Origin of the sequence: Stenotrophomonas rhizophila, assembly GCF_020857975.1 — a bacterium.
Classification (GTDB): domain Bacteria; phylum Pseudomonadota; class Gammaproteobacteria; order Xanthomonadales; family Xanthomonadaceae; genus Stenotrophomonas; species Stenotrophomonas rhizophila_C.
On record NZ_JACWUO010000021.1, the window covers coordinates 49,173 to 68,563 of the forward strand.

Below are 19,391 nucleotides of genomic sequence, written 5' to 3' on the forward strand. Positions count from 1 at the left end.
CTGGGGCCGCCGGCTGTGTGTCAACGTGTATCGGCGGGTGTCGGCCGACGCCGGGCGGGCCACGGTGGCGCCGGGCCCTGCCCGGCGCCACCTGGCAGGTCAGTAGCGGTAATTCACCTTCATCCACGCGGTGCGGCCCGGCTCGTTGATCCGCACCGGGTCGGCCGGGAAGCCGAAATCGGCACTGCCGGCCAGATTCAGGTGTTCGCTGTAGGCGCGGTCGAACAGGTTGTCGATTCCGGCACTGAGCAGCAGCCCCTCACCGAGCCGATAGCTGGCATTGAGCGCCAGGGTGGCAAAACCTGCGCTGGGCCCCAGGTCGCGCGCCACCACGTTGCCCTGGCCATCGGCGACGCGGTGCTGGCGGGCCACGGCGCGGCCGAGGGCGCCCAGGGTCCAGCGCTGGCCCTCCCAGCTCGCGCTGAGGCGGGCGTCCAGCGGTGGCATCTGCGGCAGCGGGCCGCCGCTGCTGCGGTTCTCGCCCCAGGCATAGGCGAGCGTGCCGCCGAGTTTCCAGTGCTGGCCCAGGCGCAGGTCGGCGCCGGCTTCGGCGCCGGCGATGCGCGCATCGACGTTGCTGGCCTGGCTCATGCTGCCCATCATGCCGCCGTCCCGGTAGGTGAACAGAATGTAGTCCTGCAGGCGCCCGGCATAGGCCGATACCCAGGCGTTGAGGCGCTCGCTGCGGTACTGCAGGCCAAGATCGAGCTGGGTGGTTTTCTCCGGCGCGATGGCGGAAAACGCGTTGACCGTGCCGACCGGCCCCCGGTCGGGGGAGAACAGTTCCCAGTAGTCGGGCATGCGTTCGCTGTGGCCGATGCCGGCATACCAGGTCAGCGCCGGCGCGATGTCGCGTTCCATGCGCAGGAAGCCGCTGCCGAGGTTTTCGCGGCGCCGCTGGCCGGCGCTGGGATTGGGCATGGCCATCATGCCGGTGCTGGCGCGCTGGTCGGTGACCTCGGCGCGGTCGATACGCAGGCCGCCCACCCAGCGCCGGGCGGTGCCCTCGCCCAGGGTGATTTCGGTGAAGGCGCCCAGGTTTTCGAAGCGTGCGTCGGTCTCCCAGGGTTGCTGGCGGTAGGTGTTGCGGCCCATGCCGTTGCGGCTGCGGTGGCGGCTGTCCTGCGCGTCGACGCCGGCCACGATCGCGATGCCCTGCCAGCGCCATTCCGAGGCGATGCGGCCACCGCGGGTGCGCCGGTCCACGTTGGCGGCCATCGGCATCGGCATGCTGCTGGCCGGGTTGGGGGTGCGCAGGGTGTAGTTGTCCATCAGGTGGTCGGCGTCGTTGTAGTAGACGTTGGCCAGCAGCTTGTCCCAGGCGCCGGGCAGGTTGTCCCTCTCGAAGCGGGCGGCGTAACTGGTGCGCTTGAACGCGGCACCATCCATGCCACGCCCGGCATAGCGGGCAATGGCATCACCGCTGCCGGCCGACAGTTCCAGCACGGTGTCGGCATCGGGGGTCCAGCCGACGGCCACGTCGCTGTTCCACTTGCGCCACTTCGATGGCACCACCTCGCCGTTGCCGTCGGTGTAGTCGTCGGCTTCGGAACGGTTGCCGTTGACCCGCACATAGCCCTGCGCTGCGCCGGCGGTGAGGTCCAGCACCTGGTCGTTGCGGTTGCGCGAGCCGACCAGGGCGCTGGCGTTGAGGTCGATGCCGGGGGCATCGAAATGCGGGGTGTCGCGTTCGAAGCGCACCGTGCCGGCCGACGCACCGGCACCCCAGCGCACGCTTTGCGGGCCCTTGATGATGGTCAGCCGGTCGAAGGTTTCCGGGGCGATATAGGACAGCGGGTTGTCCATCCGCGACGGGCAGGCGCCGATCAGGTTGCCCTCGTTGCTGACGATGTTCAGCCGCGAACCGAACATGCCACGCAGCACGGGGTCGCCGTTGGTGCCGCCGTTACGGACCGCCGAGAAGCCAGGCACGGTCTTGAGGTAGTCGGCGCCATCGCTGGCCGGCACCGGTTGGCGCGGCAGCCGCGGGTCGGTGACCCAGTGCAGCGGCGAGGACGGCGCGGTGGCGGTGACGACCAAGGTGTCCAGGGTCTGCGCGGTGTCGCGCTCGGCAGCCTGCAACGGCAATGCGGCCAGTACCAGGGACAGGGAAACAGACAGGCGCGTCGATGCGCCCGCGCTGCGGGAACGAATATTCATGATGGAACTCCGGAAAACGCACAGGCGCGCGGCGCCATCACGGCGTCGCGCAACAGGAAGGAGATGACGGTTTCAGGCGTGCAGCGGCGGGCCGCGGGCGGCGTGTGCGGGCCAGCGCAGGCTGCGTGGCGTGGCCACCGCGCGCGGCACGCGGGGTGCGATCACCGGCAGCGCCGGCAGCAGCAGGATCAATACCGCCAGCCACGGCATCAGCCGCGAGGCCATCATGCAGTACTCGCAGGCCTCGCCGTGGCCGGCGTGTTCGCTCAGCGGCGGCGTGGGTGCGGGGGTGTCATCCGGTGCGGCATCGCTGTGCATCGTGTGTGCCGGCAGCGCGTGCGCAGGCGTGCCATGCCCGGCCATGTGGTGGCCGGCATGCGGGTCGGCGGTTGGCGCCGGCGCGGGCATCGGGTGGTCCATGCCGGGCATCGCCATGCCCATCGGCATCAGCATCAGCGGCGCCTCGGCATGCGCCTGCCGCCAGCGGCTGACCAGCGGCGCCAGCGCCATCAGCAGCGTCGCCACGAAGGCAAGCTGCAGAAAGACGGCATACGGGCGACGGCGGACGTTCACCCCGTCATGGTAGCGCCCGACCGTTGGTCGGGCAGCCCAAAGCCCTGCGACCAACCGTCGCAGCGGCCTCTGCAAAGCCCCGGCCGATTCCCTCACCCCGTCTGGAGAAAAGCCCCCTTCTGTTGAAGGGGGCGCGCCAAAGGCGCGGGGTAGAGGAAGCATGCGCGGCCATCACCGTCGCTTCTCAGACGGTGATGGTCTGCGTCAGCGATTCCCAGGTCGGCGGCAACGGCCAGTTGGCTTCCTGGTTGCCGTCGATCACCCGGCGCAGGTCGCGCGTATCGATCTGCGGCGCCAGCACGTGCACCAGTTCCAGCGCGTAGTCGCGCAGCACCCGGTCGCGCGGCAGCACCGCCCAGGCGATGCACTCGTCGATCGGGGCCGGCGCCGGCCAGGCGCGCAGGTCTTCGTCGCCGGCATTGACCGCCATTTCCGCCAGCAGGCCCACGCCCAGGCCGGTGCGTACATAGGTCTTGATCAGGTCCGCATCCAGCGCGGTCAGGGCGATGTCCGGGGTCAGCCCGGCACTGGCGAAGGCACGCTGCAACGAAGAGCTGCCGCGGGTGGAGGATTCGTAGCTGATCAGCGGATGGCCGGCCAGCGCCTGCAGGTCCGGCGCCGCGCCGGGGCGGTCCAGTGCATGGCCGCGCGGCACCAGCACCAGCCGGCGCCAGCGGTACAGCGGAATGGCGATGCCGGCACCGGGTTCGGCGCCAGCGGTGGAGATGATGGCGATGTCTGCATCGCCCTGGCTGAGCAGGTCCAGCGCATCGCTTTCGGCGGCCTGCTGCAGATGCACGCTGACCTGCGGATAGGCCTGCTTGATCCGCGCCACCGCCGGCGGCAGCACGAACCGCGCCTGGGTATGGGTGGTGGTCAGCACCAGCTGGCCCTGGCTTTCGCGGCGCTGGTTGGCGGCATAGGTACGGATATTGTTGGCTTCGCCCAGCACCGCACGGGCACGGCCGATCACTTCCACCCCGGCCGGGGTCACCGCTTCCAGGCTGCGGCCCTTGCGCACGAACAGCAGGAAGCCCAGCTCGTCTTCCAGCTGCTTGAGCTGCTTGGACAGGCCGGGCTGGGTGGCATGAACGCGCGAGGCGGCCAGCGTGATGTTCAGCTCGGCGTCGGCGATGGCCACCAGATAACGGAGTTGGGTCAGCGTCATGGGCGTGCGGCACGGCAGGCGAAGGGAGGGCAATCCGACTGTAGGGCAATTGCCGTCACCAGCTTATAACCAAATGTTGTTTAAGAAGGTAATCAGGTCATTTCGCGCGGTCATATGCCGGCGCTACGGTCTGATCGATCCCGGCCGGGCCGGCACCGGCCCTTCCTGCGCGCCGCCGCCCCGATGCGGCGGCCGGACCTACCTCGGAGCAACCCATGGCCCTGTACAACTCGATCCTGGACACCATCGGCAACACCCCGGTGGTGCGCCTGAACCGCCTCGCCCCGGCGCACGTCACCGTGTATGCCAAGGTCGAGTCGTTCAACCCCGGCGGCTCGGTCAAGGACCGGCTGGCGCTGGCGATCATCCTCGACGCCGAGGCCCGCGGCGTGCTCAAGCCCGGCGATACCATCGTCGAAGCGACCTCGGGCAACACCGGCGTGGCGCTGGCGATGGTGGCCGCCGCGCGCGGTTACAAGTTCGTGGCCACCATGGTGGAAACCTTCTCGATCGAGCGCCGCAAGCTGATGCGCGCCTACGGTGCCAAGGTGATCCTGACCCCGGCCGCCGAGCGCGGCTCGGGCATGGTGCGCCGCGCGAAGGAGCTGGCCGACGAGCACGGCTGGTTCCTGGCCAGCCAGTTCGCCAACCCGGCCAATCCGGCCTACCACCGCAATACCACCGCCCCGGAGATCCTGCGCGACTTCGCCGGCAGGCGGCTGGACTACTTCGTGACCGGCTGGGGCACCGGCGGCACCCTGACCGGGGTGGGCGAAGTGCTCAAGGTGGCGCGCCCGGACACCCGTATCGTGGCCACCGAACCCACCGGCGCGGCCCTGCTCAAGGGCGAGGAATGGAAGCCGCACAAGATCCAGGGCTGGACCCCGGACTTCGTGCCGGAGGTGCTCAACCGCAGCGTCTACGACGAACTGCTGAGCATCGACGATACCCGCGCGATCGAGACCTCGCGCCGGCTGGCCGCCGAGGAAGGCATCTTCGTCGGCATCTCGGCCGGCGCCACCGTGGCCAGTGCGCTGGACATCGCCGAGCGCGCCGCGCCGGGCAGCGTGATCCTGGCGATGCTGCCCGACACCGGCGAGCGTTACTTCTCCACGCCGTTGTTTGCCGACATCAATGACGGCTCCGACGACGACTGGCTGGCCGGTCTGCCCTGATCCCCGCGTTGTCCTGCATATCCCACCGACGCCCACCTCCTGGTGGGCGTGTTCGTATTCAGGTCGCGTTGCCGCCTTCATCTGCGGTGAAGGCAGCGCCCCCCATCGTATGAATGCGGGGCAGTGCACGCCGGGTCGCACTGCTTGAGACGACGATGACGCAGCCTGGACGTCCTGCCCGGTAACGTGCAGGCGTCGAGGTGGCATCCCGTTGCATGGACCCGGTTTCAGTCAGGAGTGGTACGCATGAAGATCGAAGTGTGGCAGGGCGACATCACGACCCTGGCGGTGGATGCGATCGTCAACGCGGCCAATGAGTCCCTGCTCGGCGGCGGCGGCGTGGACGGCGCGATCCACCGCGCGGCGGGTCCGCAACTGCTGGCCGAATGCCGGGCGCTGGCCGAAATCCGCCCGGGCATCCGCTGCACCACCGGCGAGGTCCGCGCCACGGCGGCCTACCAGCTGCCGGCACGATATGTCTTCCATACCGTCGGCCCGGTCTGGCAGGACGGCCAGCGCGACGAACCGGCGCTGCTGGCCAACTGCTACTGGAAATCGCTGCAGCTGGCCGAAAAGCTGGACGTGCAGTCGATCGCGTTCCCGGCGATCAGCTGCGGGGTGTTCGGCTACCCGCTGCACCAGGCCGCGCAGATCGCCGCCACCGAGATCCTGACCTGGCAGCGCTCGCACCAGCAGCCGCGGCGGATCATCCTGGTGGCCTACAACGCGGCCACCTTCAAGGCCTACCAGTCGGCGTTGGCCGCCCAGGGCCAGCCGATCGATGCCCCGCCCGCGCCGCTGCTGCCGTCGCTGGAGCTCGGCCTGCCACCGGCGGCGGCGCACTGAGCCAGCCAGCGGGGCCGGTTACCGCGCCGCTGCCGCCGCGGCGTAGACCCACTGCGCGAAGAACGGCTGCAGCGAACGTCCAGCGGCCTTCTCCATGGCCCGCTGGAAATCGGCGGTGACCACCGAGCGGCCGTCGTTGGCGCGGGTGTAGTCGCCGATACCGTGCCAGAACACCTCCTCGCCCAGTTCGCTGCGCAGCAGGTGCAGCACGTAGGCTCCCTTCTGGTAGACCACCGTGCGGTCGTCGCCGCTGGGCGAATCCCAGTTCGCATAGACCAGCGCATGGTCGGCGCCCTTCGCACGCACGGCCTCCCAGCGCGTGCGCCAGCGCTGCACCTGCGATTGATAGGCGGCCTCGCCCTGCGCCTGCTGCAGGTAGGCGGCGGTCATGAAGTTGGCGAATCCTTCATTGAGCCAGAAATGCTGCCAGCTGGCGCAGGTCACCCGGTTGCCCCACCACTGGTGCGCGGCCTCATGGGCCATCAACGCGGTCTGGCTGGGATCGGCAAGCACATCCTGCCCGTAGGCCTCGGACATCAACGACACCCCCGCCATTTCCTGCCCGATGGTGCTGGCCACGAGTGCCTGCTGGTAATCACCGCGATACGGCAGGCCGGCGCGCGCGGCGAAGAAGTCGAGCATGTCGCCGGTGCGCGCGAACACGCTACGCAACTGGGCCGGCGTACGGTCCACGGAAAGGAAACGCAGCTGGACCGCCCCATGCTGTTGCGTGGCCTGCTGGTAGCGGCCTGCCGCGAAGCCATACACATAGCCGGGCATCGGCGTATCCAGCCGCCAGCGATGTTCATGGCGGCCATCGGCCAGCGTACGCGTGGGCAGCGCGCGCCCGGTGCCGGTGGCCAGCAGCGCCGGCGGCAGCGTCACCGACAGGTCGAGCGTGGCGCGCTCGTCCGGTGCGTCCACCGAGGGCATCCACTGGCGGGTGGAGAAGATCGTATAGACCTCGTCGCGTGCGGGGTCGAATTCCAGGCCGAACGTCGGCGCGCCCTGGTAGAGGATGCGCAGCTCGGCCACGGCGCCGCGTTTGAGCGGCGTGGGCAAGCGGATGCGCAGCTGCTGGTCGCCCTGTTCGAAGGCCAGCACGCGATTGCCCTGCATCACTGCGGTCACCTCAAGCTCGCCCACATCCAGGGTGAGCGTGGGCAGCGGCTGCCCGGCCCTGAAGCGGAGGGTCTGCTGGCCCTGTACGCGCTTGGCGGCGATGTCGGGCACCAGCGCGACCGCGTAGTGCAGCACATCGAATCCGCGCGACGGCGCGGCCTGCGCGACGGTGCAGGCAAGGAGCAGTGGTAACAGCAGCAGTGCACAGGCACGCACGATCATCGGGTCGATCCAGGCAAACGATGGATCGCATCGTGACAGAGCACCGGGGGGTTGGCCAAAGGGTTCTTCGCCCAGGTCCAGGGCTGCCGTCCAAAGGTCGTTGGCAGGGTAGAGAGGTTGGTGATGCCGGCCGTTGGATGCTGTTGCTTTTCCGCTTCGCGGATGACGTCAACGTCGAAAGCGTTTCGTGCCCCTTCGGGACGCGAGTCACTTTCTTGCTCGTGCAAGAAAGTAACCAAAGAACACGCCCCCGTCCGCTCGCCAGCGGGCTGCGCCCGCCGGTTCCCTGCGCTTCTCGCGTCATCGGGGGACGGCGCGGAACTCGCTTCGCTCGCGCCCCCAGACCAGCGGGCGCCGGTCGCTCCAACGCGTCGCCACGCGCCCATGTGTTGCCGCGCATCCCTTAGCACGCTTCATGCTTGGCCCGCGCCTCTTCGCCCCCACTGCCGCTGCGATGCTCGGCTCGCTCCAAGGGGGAGGTAAATCAAGGTCAAGATCACCAGCGACAGCAACAGCAACGACAACGGCAACGGCGTCCAACCATCGGTGGGCCCTACTGCTCCAATTCCTGGCAACCCCATCGGGGGTAGGTCCGACCCGTGATTGGACACACTTCGTCTCGGCATCACGTTGTCCAAGCTTGGCTTGGACCTACGCTTTCCCATGCGTACCAGCCATGTGTGGAGGGTTGGCGTGGGTGGGTTGGCGGGACTGTCGAAAACATGGATGTTTTCGCCAAGCCCCCATGGGTGAAGGCGCATTGCTTGCGAGGCACTGCCTCGCATGCGACTGAACGCTCAGCCGCCGGCGGCTGGGCCGGGCCGCGGAGCGGGGTTCACGGCGTGTCCCGCCAACCCACCCGCGCCAGCCCAATCAGCGCATACCGGTCACTGCCGTTGATCTGAGGCTGTAGCTCGCAGGTGAGTTCGCGCAAATCGACGAAGAACCCAAAAAAACGCCGGCGCGAGGCCGGCGTTTCTTCATTCGCGGTCAGGCCGGTATCAGCCGTTCCACTTGCCCTGTGCGGCCAGGCCGTTTTCCTTGGCGCGGTCGTACACGGTCTGCTGGGCCTTGGCGATGTTGGCTTTGGTGTCCTTGGCCCACAGCTTCAGCGCGGCCTGCTGCATGGCGCGGCCGTAGGAGAAGCTCAGCGGCCACGGCAGGTTGCCCATCTGGTTCATGGCATCCAGGTGCGCGGTGGACTGTTCGTCGGTCTGGCCGCCGGACAGGAACACCACGCCCGGCAGGATCGCCGGCACGGTGCTCTTGAGGCACATCACGGTCGACTCGGCCACTTCCTCGACGTCGGCCTGCTCTTCGCAGCCCTTGCCCGAGATGACCATCGAGGCCTTCAGGATGGTGCCTTCCAGCAGCACGTTCTGCTGGTACAGCGCGTCGAACAGCGAACGCAGGGTGGCCTCGGTGACTTCGTAGCAGGTCTCGATGTCGTGGTCGCCGTCCATGATCACTTCCGGCTCGACCATCGGCACCAGGCCGCATTCCTGGCACAGCGCCGCATAACGGGCCAGCGCATGCGCGTTGGACTCGATGCAGGTGCCCGACGGGATGCTCTCGCCGATGTTGATCACCGCACGCCACTTGGCAAAACGCGCACCCAGCTTGTAGTACTCCTGCAGGCGCTCGCGCAGGCCGTCCAGGCCTTCGGTCACCAGCTCACCGGGGCAGCCGGCCAGCGCGTGGGCGCCCTTGTCGACCTTGATGCCCGGGATGATGCCGTGGTCGGCCATGTACTTGGCGAACGGCACGCCGTCCTTGGTGGACTGACGGATGGTTTCGTCGTACAGGATCGCGCCGGAGATATGCTCGTTCAGCTTCGGCGTGGTCAGCAGCATTTCGCGGTAGGCGCGACGGTTCTCTTCGGTGTTTTCCAGGCCGACGCTGGCGAAGCGCTTGCCGATGGTGCCGGTGGATTCGTCGATTGCGATGATGCCCTTGCCCGGGGCGACCATGGCCTGGGCGGTTTCAGCCAGCTGTTCGATGCTCATGTATTTCCTGTGGCGGGTGCGGGAAAACCCCAATTATAGCGGGCCGCCCCCGTGAACTGGCTGTACACGCGATCTGGAAACGCTTTCAGCTTGCCCGGCGTGACGGCGCGCCATGCCGGCGCGCCGCCCTCGCATCCTCTTACAGCTCGCCCAGGCCGCTGGCGCGGCCGTCTTCGCCCACTTCCAGCAGGCGCAGGGTGTTGGTGGCGCCATGGGTTTCCATGTGCTCACCGCTGGTGAACACCACCCGGTCGCCGGCCTGCAGCTGGTTGGCTTCCACCAGCAGGCGGATGCTGCCGCGGGCCGCTTCGCGCGGGGTGAAGCCGCGGCTGTCGAAGTTGATCGGGAACACATCGCGCATCAGCGCCATCTGCCGGCGCGCGCCGTCGTGGCGGGTCACCGCGAACACCGGCGCCGAGGCACGGAAGCGCGACAGGTAACGCGCGGTGCCACCGGATTCGGTCATCGCCACGATCGCGCGCACGCCCACGTGCTGGGACAGGAACATGGTGGCCATGGCGATGGCCTGGTCGGCACGCTCCAGCCCGCGCGGCGAGGCGCCGAAGTCGGTCTCGGTCTGGAACTGGCGCTCGGCGCCCAGGCAGATCCGCGCCATCGCTTCAACCGCCTTGACCGGATACGCACCGGCGGCGGTTTCGGCCGACAGCATCACCGCATCGGTACCGTCGATGACCGAGTTGGCCACGTCCAGTACTTCGGCGCGGGTCGGGATCGGGCTTTCCACCATCGACTGCAGCATCTGGGTGGCGGTGATCACCACCTTGTTCTGCGCCAGCGAGGCCTTGATGATCTTCTTCTGCAGGCCCGGCAGTTCGGCATCGCCGATTTCCACGCCCAGGTCGCCACGGGCCACCATCACCACGTCGCTGGCGTCGATGATCTCTTCCAGGTTCTCGATCGCTTCGGTGCGCTCGATCTTGGACACCAGCGCCGCAAAGCAGCCGTGCGATTCAGCGATCTCGCGGGCGTCGTTCATGTCCTGCGCATTGCGGCAGAACGAGACGGCGATGAAGTCCACCCCGATCTTGGCCACGATGCCGATCAGTTCCTTGTCGCGCTCGGTCAGCGCGCCCAGCGACAGGCCGCCGCCCTGCTTGTTCAGGCCCTTGCGGTCGGACAGCACGCCGTCGTTGAGCACGGTGTTGATGATGCGCTCGCCCTGCACTTCGAGCACCTGCAGCTGCATCAGGCCATCGTCGAGCAGCAGCACGTCGCCGGCCACCACGTCCTGCGGCAGGCCCAGGTAGCTCACGCCCACCTGGGTGGTGTCGCCCGGCGGCGGGGTGGCCGAGGCCACCAGGTCGAAGCGGTCGCCGGCCTTGAGCTTGATCTTGCCTTCGGTGAAACGCTCGATGCGGATCTTCGGGCCCGGCAGGTCGGCCAGGATGCCCACTTCCACGCCCACGCGCTGCGCGGCGGCGCGCACGTCGGCGGCGCGCTTGGCCTGGCCGGACGGATCGCCGTGGCTGAAGTTCAAACGCACCACGTTCACGCCGGCGCGGAACAGATCCTCCAGCACGCCCGGCGGGTCGGTCGCCGGTCCGAGGGTGGCGAGGATCTTGGTGCGGCGCTGACGCTCAATCATGGTAAATGGGCTCCCGGGAAAGAACTGAAATTAGCACACCCTTCACGTCCCATGAATACGTTTACAGCCTTGGCGTAGCTGGTTCTTGCCGATGTCCTGCAGACAGCGGCGGACCGCCGGGCGGACATCGGTCGACCGCGATACCGCAGCAAGCCCCGACCCGGCTGGCTTTGCGCGCGACATGCGGCAGCGTACGGGACGCCGCCGGATGGCTCAGGCGAGCACGGACAGCAGCTCATCCGGGGCACTTACCACGTGCTGGGCGCCGGCCGATTGCAGCTCCTGGGCGCCGCCAAATCCCCACAACACGCCGATATTGCGCATGCCGTGATGGCGCGCGCCGGCGATATCCATGCGCCGGTCGCCGATCATCCAGCACTGTTCGGGCGTCAATGACAGCCGCTGCAGCGCCTCGGCGACCAGTTGCGGCTTCTCGCTGCGGCTGCCGTCGATGGTCGCCCCGATCACGTCCTCGAAGCACCCGCCGAACGGCAGGTGCGCGATGATGCGGCGTGCGTGCGGTTCGTTCTTGGCGGTGACGATGGCCAGCCGGTGGCCGCGGTCGTGCAGGTCCCGCACCACCTCGCCGATCCGCGGGTACACCTCATGCTCGCGCCAGCCGACCACGTCGAAGCGTTCGCGGTAGTAGGTGACCGCCTGCTCCACATCGGCCGGGTCATCGAACAGCGGCGCGAAGCTGGTGCGCAGCGACGGCCCGATCCAGTGCCGCAGTTCTTCCAGCGGCGGCACCGGCTTGCCCATCCGGGTCAGCGCATGCGCCACGCATTGGGTGATGCCCACGGCCGAATCGATCAGCGTCCCGTCGAGGTCGAAGAACAGCGCTGCGCGCTGTTCTTCGGAATGACGACCAACGGTCGTCATCCACCGGGCGTCGCCCGTCACCGACCGCTCCTCGGCCATCACGCGCCCCGGGCGTCGAGTGCGGCCACCGCCGGCAGGGTCTTGCCTTCCAGGAACTCCAGGAACGCGCCACCACCGGTGGAGATGTAGCTCACCTCGCCGGCGATGCCGTACTTGTCGACTGCGGCCAGGGTGTCGCCGCCACCGGCGATCGAGAATGCCGGCGAGGCCGCGATCGCACGGGCCAGCGCCTCGGTACCATGGCTGAAGGCCTCGAATTCAAACACGCCGACCGGGCCGTTCCAGACCACGGTGCCGGCCTTGGCGATCAGGCCCGCATAGCGCTGGGCGGTGTCCGGACCGATGTCCAGGATCAGGTCGTCCTCGGCCACGTCGGCGACGGCCTTCACCGTGGCTTCTGCGCCGGGCAGGAACTGCTTGGCCACCACCACGTCGGTGGGCAGCGGGATGTCGGCACCGCGCGCCTTGGCATCGGCCACGATCTTCTTCGCGGTCTCCAGCAGGTCCGGCTCGTACAGCGACTTGCCGACCGGATGGCCGGCCGCGGCGATGAAGGTATTGGCGATGCCGCCACCGACGATCAGCTGGTCGACCTTGCCGACCAGGCTGGACAGCAGTTCCAGCTTGGTGCTGACCTTGCTGCCGGCGACGATCGCCAGCAGCGGCGGTGCGGGCGCCAGCAGGGCCTTGGCCAGCGCGTCCAGCTCGGCCATCAGCAGCGGGCCACCGGCCGCCACCGGGGCGAAGCGGATCACCCCGTGGGTGGACGCCTGGGCACGGTGCGCGGTGCCGAAGGCATCCATCACGAACACATCGCACAGCGCGGCGTACTTCTTCGCCAGCGCTTCATCGTCCTTGGCTTCGCCCACGTTCATGCGGCAGTTTTCCAGCAGCACGATCGATCCCGGCGCCACCGCCACGCCATCGACCCAGTCGCGCACCAGCGGCACGTCCACGCCAAGCAGGGCCGACAGGCGCAGCGCCACTGGCGCCAGCGAATCGGCTTCGCTCCATACCCCTTCCTTCGGCCGCCCCAGGTGCGAGGTGACCATCACCGCCGCGCCCTTCTCCAGGGCCAGCTTCAACGTCGGCAACGATGCGCTGATGCGCTGCTCGGAGGTGATGCGGCCGTCTTCGATCGGCACGTTCAGGTCTTGCCTGATCAACACGCGCTTGCCGGAGAGATCGAGGTCGGTCATGCGAACGATGGACATGGGGCAACTCTTTGGCGGGAAAGGAAAGGGCGCCGCGCACGGCGCGCATGCCCATTGTCCCGGCTGCGCCGGTGCATCGCAAATGGGCCGGCGATGACCGCGTTTTCATCGCTTGCCTGTAACGAGCAACGGTCCAACCGGTGTACCGCCCCAACGGTCCAACCGATCTACCGACCAACGGTCCAACCGATGTACCGACCAACGGTCGGTACCTACCCCCGCCGCGGTAGGCGATGACCGTTGGTCATCGCCGGCGGTCGCGCATTACGCCGGATCGGCCGGCTTCTGCCGCAGCAGGCTCAGCGCGAATCCGCCGACGATCAGCACGCCCAGCACCAGCAGGCCCCATAGCAGCCACTGCTTCCAGTCGCGCGGCGCCGTCAGTGCAGCATCGCCGGCCAGCACCTGTGCTGGTCCCTGCACGGTGGCCAACGCCGGTTGCCACTGCGCGCCCTGCTGCTGGCGCAGCTGCGCGATCACCGTGCCCACCGGGGCGTCGCTGCGCGCGGCCCGCACGCTGCCGGCGGCCACGCTGTAGGGCGGCGCTCCCTGGCTGAGGAACACCAGCGCCTCGGGCTGGTAACCCAGCTTCAGGGTCGGCGCCTGGCTCGGCTGCGCCTGGGCGGCCATCAGCTTCCAGTAGCGGTCGCGGCTGGCCACCGCCAGCGGCTGGGTCTGCGATTGGCGGCGCTGCGCGGCATCCTGCAGCTGGTAGGCCACCCACGGCCCGGCGCGTACCTGCCAGGGCTGTTCGGGATCGTCGCGGCTGAGCAGGGTCCACTGCACCACGCTGTTGTCGGCGGTGGCGATATCGGCCTGCGCGATCGGGAAGCGGCCGTCGAGCCGGTACTCGAACTCGCCCGGCTTGCCGGCACGGCCGGCCAGCGACTGCCAGCGCCAGTCCACCGACTGCGCGGCCGGCGCCAGTTCAGCCTGCACCGCCAATAGCGTCGGCAGGGCCTGCGCGCCCAGCGGCAGGATGCGGTAGTAGCGCGCCTTGCGCCCGATCCCGATGCGTCGCTGCTGCAGCCGGCGGCCGTCGTGCTGCAGGTCCACCAGCGCCACCTCATCGGCGATGCGGCTCCAGTCGCGCAGGTCGTCGCTGGCCTCCACCCGCACACTCGCCTGCACGGCGGCCTGGGTCTGCCAGTCCAGGCGCAGCGCCTGCACCTCGACCCGCAAGGCAGCGGCATCGATCAACCACCCGGCCGGCTGCGCGCTTGCGCCGCCACTGCCCAACCGCGCCTCGACCCGGCGCACGCTGCCATCGGTATTGCGCTCGGCCAGCAGGTGCAGGTCATCGGCGGCCGAACCGCGCAGTGCCGGCAGCGGGAACCACGGCAGGCTTTGCCACTGCGCGGCCTGCGCCAGGGGTTGGTCGGCGGCCAGCAGCGCCGACGGCAGGGCCTGGCCCTGCGCGTTGAACACCTGCACATCGGCCAGCCGCGGCGATACCGCGCTGCGGTACACGGCCTCGTCCAGCATTAGCCGGTAGGCCCCGGCCTGCGGCTGGGACAGCTGCAACGGCCATTGCTGGCGATAGTCCTGGCGCGCGTCGGCGGCCAGCACCAGGGCCGGTGCGGCCGCCAGCGCCAGAGCCGCGATCAGGGTACGCAGAGGGTTCACGGCTGTTGCTCCAGGTCGGCATCGGGCGCGCGCGGCGGAGCCGGCGCCAGGTAACCCACGACCGTGCACAGCAGGCCGTAGGCGATGAAGGAAGAAATACCCAGCAGGTTGCCCAGGTGCTGGCGGTCGATCAGCACCAGCTTGGCCAGCACCACGCCCATCAGCACCGCACCGACCAGCCACAACGTGCGCTGGCCACGGCGCGAGCCCCACACCCAGCTGATCACCCCGAGCACGCTCCAGACCACGGTCAGGCTGGTCTGGGCCAGGGTCGAGGACCACAGCCGGTCGTTCCACGGCACCGCGCCCCAGTGGTGCACGGTGTGCAGGGTAGTGCTGGTGAGCAGGATGAAACCGGCAATGGCCAGCAACGGCACGCGCCTGCCGCCCAGTACCCGCGGCGCCTGCACCGACCACAGCCAGCGCACCGCCAGGGCCAGCACGGCCAGCTGGGCCAGTTCCATCGGATTGAGCAGCGGCAGCCACGGCAGCGGCACGGCCGATGCCGGCGCGAACAACAGGCACAGCCAACTCACGCCCAGCACCACGAACACGGTGGCGGTCAGCACCTGGCGCAGCACATCGAAGCGCGCGCCCAGCGGCACCGCCAGCCACGGCCAGCGCAGCAGGGCGACGCCGGCCAGCAGCAACCAGGGCAGCAACGCCAATGCCACCGACCAGCCCTGGGCCAGGCCGAAGCGGTCGGCCAGCCACATGCAGGCCAGCGACAGCACCGTCGGCCACAGCAGCCACCAGCTGAACTGCGCCGCCAGCGCCGCCCGGTCCTGTCCATCGCGCAGGCACCACAGGCTGCGCACGCCCAGCGCGGCGAATACCGCCCAGGCCAGCGCGCCGTAACCGGCGAACGGCTGCTGGTGCACATCGGCCTGCCACAGCGCCAACGGGAACGCACTCAACAGCATCGCCAGGGTGGTCAGCGCCAACGCACGCGCGGGCGCCCGCCGATGCACTTCGGCGGCGATCCAAGCGGTGACCGCCACCGCGATCAGCAACGCATCGGGGCGGCTGTCGTGCACGACAAAGCGGCCGACTTCATGCACCGCCCCGCCCAGCCACCACAGCAGGCCCCAGAGGTAATACACCAGCGCCGGCGCATCCTGCCGCGCACGCCGGTAGCTCCATGCCGAAGCGAACCCGGCCACCGCCAGCAGCAGGCCGCTCATGAAGGTCGGGTTGGCGATCGCGTTGGCGTCGTTGTGCCAGTAATCGGCACCGACCACGAAGCCGAACGCCGCGCCCAGCTGCAGCAAGGCCGCGGCGATCTGCGGCAACCAGCGGCGCTGGCGCAGGCCCAGCCATGCCAGTGCCGCGCCTTCCAGCGCGAACACGCCGGCGGTGGCCCGTGCCGACAGCGCCAGCGGTACCGCCAGCGTGGCAAACCCCACCGCCAGCACCGCATGCGACTGGCCCAGCGCGGCATAGCGCGGGCGCCGGATCAGCGCCCAGCCCAGTGCGGCATACAGCGTGGCCAGGGCCAGCGCGCACAGCGCCAGCAGCAGGCGGTCCTGGTGCAGCATGCCGGCCTGCAGCGAGAACGCGATCAGCGGGGTGCCGAATACCAGGCTGCCATCGACCAGGTCGCGCTTCTCGGCCGGCTGGCGGCGCGCGTACAGGATCGGGATCAGCAGGTAGAAGGCGAAGAACAGCAGCAGGAACGGTTCGGTACTGGCGAACTTGTCGGCCTGGTACTGCAGCACGCCCCAGGCCGTTCCAATGCCGAAGGTGAAGGCAAAGCCCAGCAGGTTGAGTACCCGCCACGGCCGCCACCAGGCAATGGCCAGGATGGCGCCATTGAGTACGGCGTAGTACGAGAACAGCGCGACATGGTTGCCACTGCCGGTGGACAGCCAGATCGGCGCCATGAACCCGGCCAGGATGCCCAGCACCGCAAGCGTGCGCGAGTTCTGCAGCACGGCCAGCACGCCAATCCCGGCGATCAGCAGCACGCTCATCGCAAAGGCCGGCAGCGCATCGATCAGGTCGTAGCGTTTGAAGGCGGCGAAGATGGTCAGCAGCAGGATGCCGATCGTCCCGCCCTGCAGCGCCAGCGCGAACAGGCGGCGGCGGTCGCGCTGGATCCAGCCGAACACCAGCCCGCCCAGCGCACCGGCCGCGATCGCGGCCAGGCGCAGTTCGATCGGCGCGTTCAACCAGCCCTGGTCGCTGGCGTACTTGAGCAGCGCGGCCACACCGGCCAACAGCACCAGCATGCCGATCTTGACCGGCACATTGCCCTCGGTGAACCACTGTTTGACCGTGCCCAGCAGACGCTCGGCCAGGCCGGGGCCGGCCGGCGGCGGAGGTGGCGCCACCGCAGCGGCGGCCGGCGGTGCCAGGGGCGGCAAGGGTGGCGGCAGGTCGACGGCCCCGACCGTGGTGGCCGCTGCGACAGCCGGCACGGCAACCGGTGCGGTAGGAGCCGCCGGCCGATACGGTTGTTCGGTCCGGGCCAGCGGCTGTGCTGTCGGGATCGGCGTCTCGGGCCAGGCCGCCGTCGCGTCCAGGCGCTGCTGTTCCAGGGCCGCCACCCGCCGGCGCAGCCCGGAAATCATCACCAGGGCCACCACCAGCAGCACCGGAACCAGCAGCAGGACCAGCACCACCAGGGCAATCAGAGCTTCCATTCCACGCCATCCTCGAAAGAGGCCCCGGCGCCCGCCAGACCGCGCGGTACCGAGGCACGCGGCCATGCTAACTGAATCAGGGCCGGGCAAAAAAAAACGGCGGACCCTGCGGTCCGCCGTTGTTGCCTCGAGGCATTGGCCGGCCGATATTACGCGGCGACGACCTTGACCATTTCCAGGCACTTGTTGGAATAGCCCCACTCGTTGTCGTACCAGGACACCAGCTTGACGAAGGTGCTGTCCAACGCGATGCCGGCATCGGCGTCGAACACCGAGGTGTGGGTCTCGCCGCGGAAATCGGTGGCCACCACCTTGTCTTCGGTGTAGCCGAGGATGCCCTTCAGCGCGCCTTCGCTCTGTGCCTTCACTTCGGCGCAGATCTCGGCGTAGGTGGCTTCCTTTTCCAGCTCGACGGTCAGATCAACCACCGACACGTCCGAGGTCGGCACGCGGAAGCTCATGCCGGTCAGCTTCTTGTTCAGCTCCGGGATCACCACGCCGACAGCCTTGGCCGCACCGGTGGAGGACGGAATGATGTTCTCCAGGATGCCGCGGCCGCCGCGCCAATCCTTGTTGGACGGGCCATCGACGGTCTTCTGGGTGGCGGTGGCCGCATGCACGGTGGTCATCAGACCGCGCTTGATGCCCCACTTGTCGTTGATCACCTTGGCCAACGGCGCCAGGCAGTTGGTGGTGCACGACGCATTGGAGATGATCGCCTGGCCGGCGTAGGTCTTGTCGTTCACGCCGAACACGAACATCGGGGTGTCGTCCTTGGACGGCGCCGAAAGGATCACCTTCTTGGCGCCGGCATCGATGTGCTTCTGCGCGGTGTCCTTGGTCAGGAACAGGCCGGTGGATTCGATCACCACGTCCACGCCCACTTCGTCCCACTTCAGGTTGGCCGGATCGCGTTCCTGGGTCAGGCGGATCTTCTTGCCATTGACCAGCAGGTCGTTGCCCGACACCGACACATCGGCCTTGAAGCGGCCGTGCACCGAGTCGTACTTCAGCATGTAGGCCAGGTAGTCCGGCTCCAGCAGATCGTTGATGGCGACGATTTCGATGTCATTGCCGAAGTTCAGCACGGCCGAACGCAGCACGTTGCGCCCGATGCGACCGAAACCGTTGATGCCAACCTTGATTGCCATGTTCACAAGCTCCTGCAGCCGCGACGGTGCGGCGCCGATGGAAAGGGGCGTTCATTCTAGCAGGGCCGGACCGGGCCCGGCCCCCCGGAACCGGATGGGAAGCGGTTACAGACGCAATCGCATGGATTGATCCGGATCAAGGCGCAGCGGGGCCGGGACGGCAAAACTGGCCCCATTCCACCCCGCAACGAGACACGCCCATGCGCAAGCCCTCCCCCCTCCTGCTCTCCAGCCTGGCCGCCGCGCTGGCCCTGGCCGCCGCCCCGGCCATGGCCCAGTCCAAGGGCGACTGGACCATCGGTGCCGGTGTGCACCAGGTCGCCCCGAAGTCCAACAACGGTTCTTTGGCCGGCGGCACCCTGAAGGTCGACGTCGACAACGACATCAAACCGACCATCACCGGCGAGTACTTCATCGCCGACAACCTGGGCATCGAGATCCTGGCCGCGCTGCCGTTCAAGCACGACATCAGCATCGACGGCCTGGGCGGCGTGGGCAGCACCAAGCACCTGCCGCCGGTGGTCTCGCTGCAGTACCACTTCAACAGCAAGGGCAAGGTCTCCCCGTTCGTCGGCGCCGGCATCAACTACACCACCTTCTTCAGCGAGAAGACCGGCGGCGCGCTGGCCGGCAACACGCTGAAGATGGAAGACTCCTGGGGCCTGGCCGCGCACGCGGGCCTGGACTTTGCCATCAACGACAAGGGCTCGCTGCGCGTGGACGTGCGCTGGATCGACATCGACAGCAAGGTCAAGCTCAACGGCGAAAAAATCGGCACGGTCAACATCGACCCGCTGGCCTACGGCGTGTCCTACGTGTTCAAGTTCTGATCGGCGGGCTCTGATCGGCTTATCAGGTCGTACCAGCGCAACACCCTCGCAGCAACGCTTTCCCCGGCCTCGGCCGGGGATTTTTTTCGGTTCTTCACCGATTTGCGGGGAGTAAGTTGTGTACTAAAGCCTCAGATCAAAGGCAATGACCGACATATGCGCTGA

General features: G+C 68.4%; 14 protein-coding genes. 3 read left to right on the forward strand and 11 right to left on the reverse strand.

The features are described 5' to 3' along the window. Window positions 1-99: 99 nt before the first annotated feature. From IC535_RS16300 to IC535_RS16310, 3 genes are all read right to left on the reverse strand, one after another. Window positions 100-2,160: a TonB-dependent copper receptor gene (locus IC535_RS16300; protein WP_228887428.1), complete on the reverse strand. Its 2,061-nt coding sequence runs from the start codon at window positions 2,158-2,160 to the stop codon at window positions 100-102. 72 nt (window positions 2,161-2,232) lie between these two features. Further along, the gene (locus IC535_RS16305) at window positions 2,233-2,670 is read right to left on the reverse strand and encodes a DUF2946 family protein (protein WP_228887443.1); all 438 of its coding nucleotides are present in this window, start codon (window positions 2,668-2,670) and stop codon (window positions 2,233-2,235) included. 247 nt (window positions 2,671-2,917) lie between these two features. After that, the gene (locus tag IC535_RS16310) at window positions 2,918-3,901 is read right to left on the reverse strand and encodes a LysR family transcriptional regulator (RefSeq protein WP_228887429.1); all 984 of its coding nucleotides are present in this window, start codon (window positions 3,899-3,901) and stop codon (window positions 2,918-2,920) included. Window positions 3,902-4,116: 215 nt separating this feature from the next. Between IC535_RS16310 and cysK the strand changes: the two genes are divergently transcribed. Next, entirely contained in the window at window positions 4,117-5,076 is a 960-nt protein-coding gene (gene cysK / locus IC535_RS16315) for a cysteine synthase A (RefSeq protein ID WP_228887430.1), read from the forward strand. 246 nt (window positions 5,077-5,322) lie between these two features. Next, window positions 5,323-5,922 carry an O-acetyl-ADP-ribose deacetylase gene (locus tag IC535_RS16320; protein ID WP_228887431.1) on the forward strand — a complete coding sequence of 200 codons (600 nt, stop codon included), beginning with the start codon at window positions 5,323-5,325 and terminating at the stop codon, window positions 5,920-5,922. Window positions 5,923-5,940: 18 nt separating this feature from the next. On the opposite strand, the gene IC535_RS16325 is transcribed toward IC535_RS16320, so the two are convergent. The 8 genes from IC535_RS16325 to gap all read right to left on the reverse strand — a co-directional run bounded on the left by IC535_RS16325 (window position 5,941) and on the right by gap (window position 18,396). After that, window positions 5,941-7,266 carry a M1 family metallopeptidase gene (locus tag IC535_RS16325; protein ID WP_228887432.1) on the reverse strand — a complete coding sequence of 442 codons (1,326 nt, stop codon included), beginning with the start codon at window positions 7,264-7,266 and terminating at the stop codon, window positions 5,941-5,943. A gap of 1,001 nt (window positions 7,267-8,267) precedes the next feature. Then, window positions 8,268-9,272, reverse strand: a complete 1,005-nt coding sequence (locus IC535_RS16330) for a class I fructose-bisphosphate aldolase (RefSeq protein WP_228887433.1) — start codon at window positions 9,270-9,272, stop codon at window positions 8,268-8,270. 139 nt (window positions 9,273-9,411) lie between these two features. Beyond that, window positions 9,412-10,878 carry a pyruvate kinase gene (gene pyk / locus IC535_RS16335; protein WP_228887434.1) on the reverse strand — a complete coding sequence of 489 codons (1,467 nt, stop codon included), beginning with the start codon at window positions 10,876-10,878 and terminating at the stop codon, window positions 9,412-9,414. A 213-nt stretch (window positions 10,879-11,091) separates the two neighbouring features. Beyond that, window positions 11,092-11,760, reverse strand: a complete 669-nt coding sequence (locus IC535_RS16340; RefSeq protein WP_228887435.1) for an HAD hydrolase-like protein — start codon at window positions 11,758-11,760, stop codon at window positions 11,092-11,094. A gap of 38 nt (window positions 11,761-11,798) precedes the next feature. Beyond that, window positions 11,799-12,974 carry a phosphoglycerate kinase gene (locus IC535_RS16345; RefSeq protein WP_228887436.1) on the reverse strand — a complete coding sequence of 392 codons (1,176 nt, stop codon included), beginning with the start codon at window positions 12,972-12,974 and terminating at the stop codon, window positions 11,799-11,801. A 264-nt stretch (window positions 12,975-13,238) separates the two neighbouring features. Beyond that, window positions 13,239-14,600 (reverse strand): DUF3999 domain-containing protein, encoded by a 1,362-nt coding sequence (locus tag IC535_RS16350; RefSeq protein WP_228887437.1) that lies wholly within the window; start codon window positions 14,598-14,600, stop codon window positions 13,239-13,241. Then, entirely contained in the window at window positions 14,597-17,245 is a 2,649-nt protein-coding gene (locus IC535_RS16355) for a DUF2339 domain-containing protein (RefSeq protein WP_228887438.1), read from the reverse strand. The genes IC535_RS16350 and IC535_RS16355 overlap by 4 nt, the downstream gene beginning before the upstream one ends. A gap of 149 nt (window positions 17,246-17,394) precedes the next feature. Continuing rightward, entirely contained in the window at window positions 17,395-18,396 is a 1,002-nt protein-coding gene (gap, locus tag IC535_RS16360; protein WP_228887439.1) for a type I glyceraldehyde-3-phosphate dehydrogenase, read from the reverse strand. Between the two features lie 200 nt (window positions 18,397-18,596). On the opposite strand from gap, the gene IC535_RS16365 reads away from it, so the two are divergent. Continuing rightward, window positions 18,597-19,226 (forward strand): OmpW/AlkL family protein, encoded by a 630-nt coding sequence (locus tag IC535_RS16365; RefSeq protein WP_228887440.1) that lies wholly within the window; start codon window positions 18,597-18,599, stop codon window positions 19,224-19,226. Window positions 19,227-19,391: the final 165 nt, after the last annotated feature.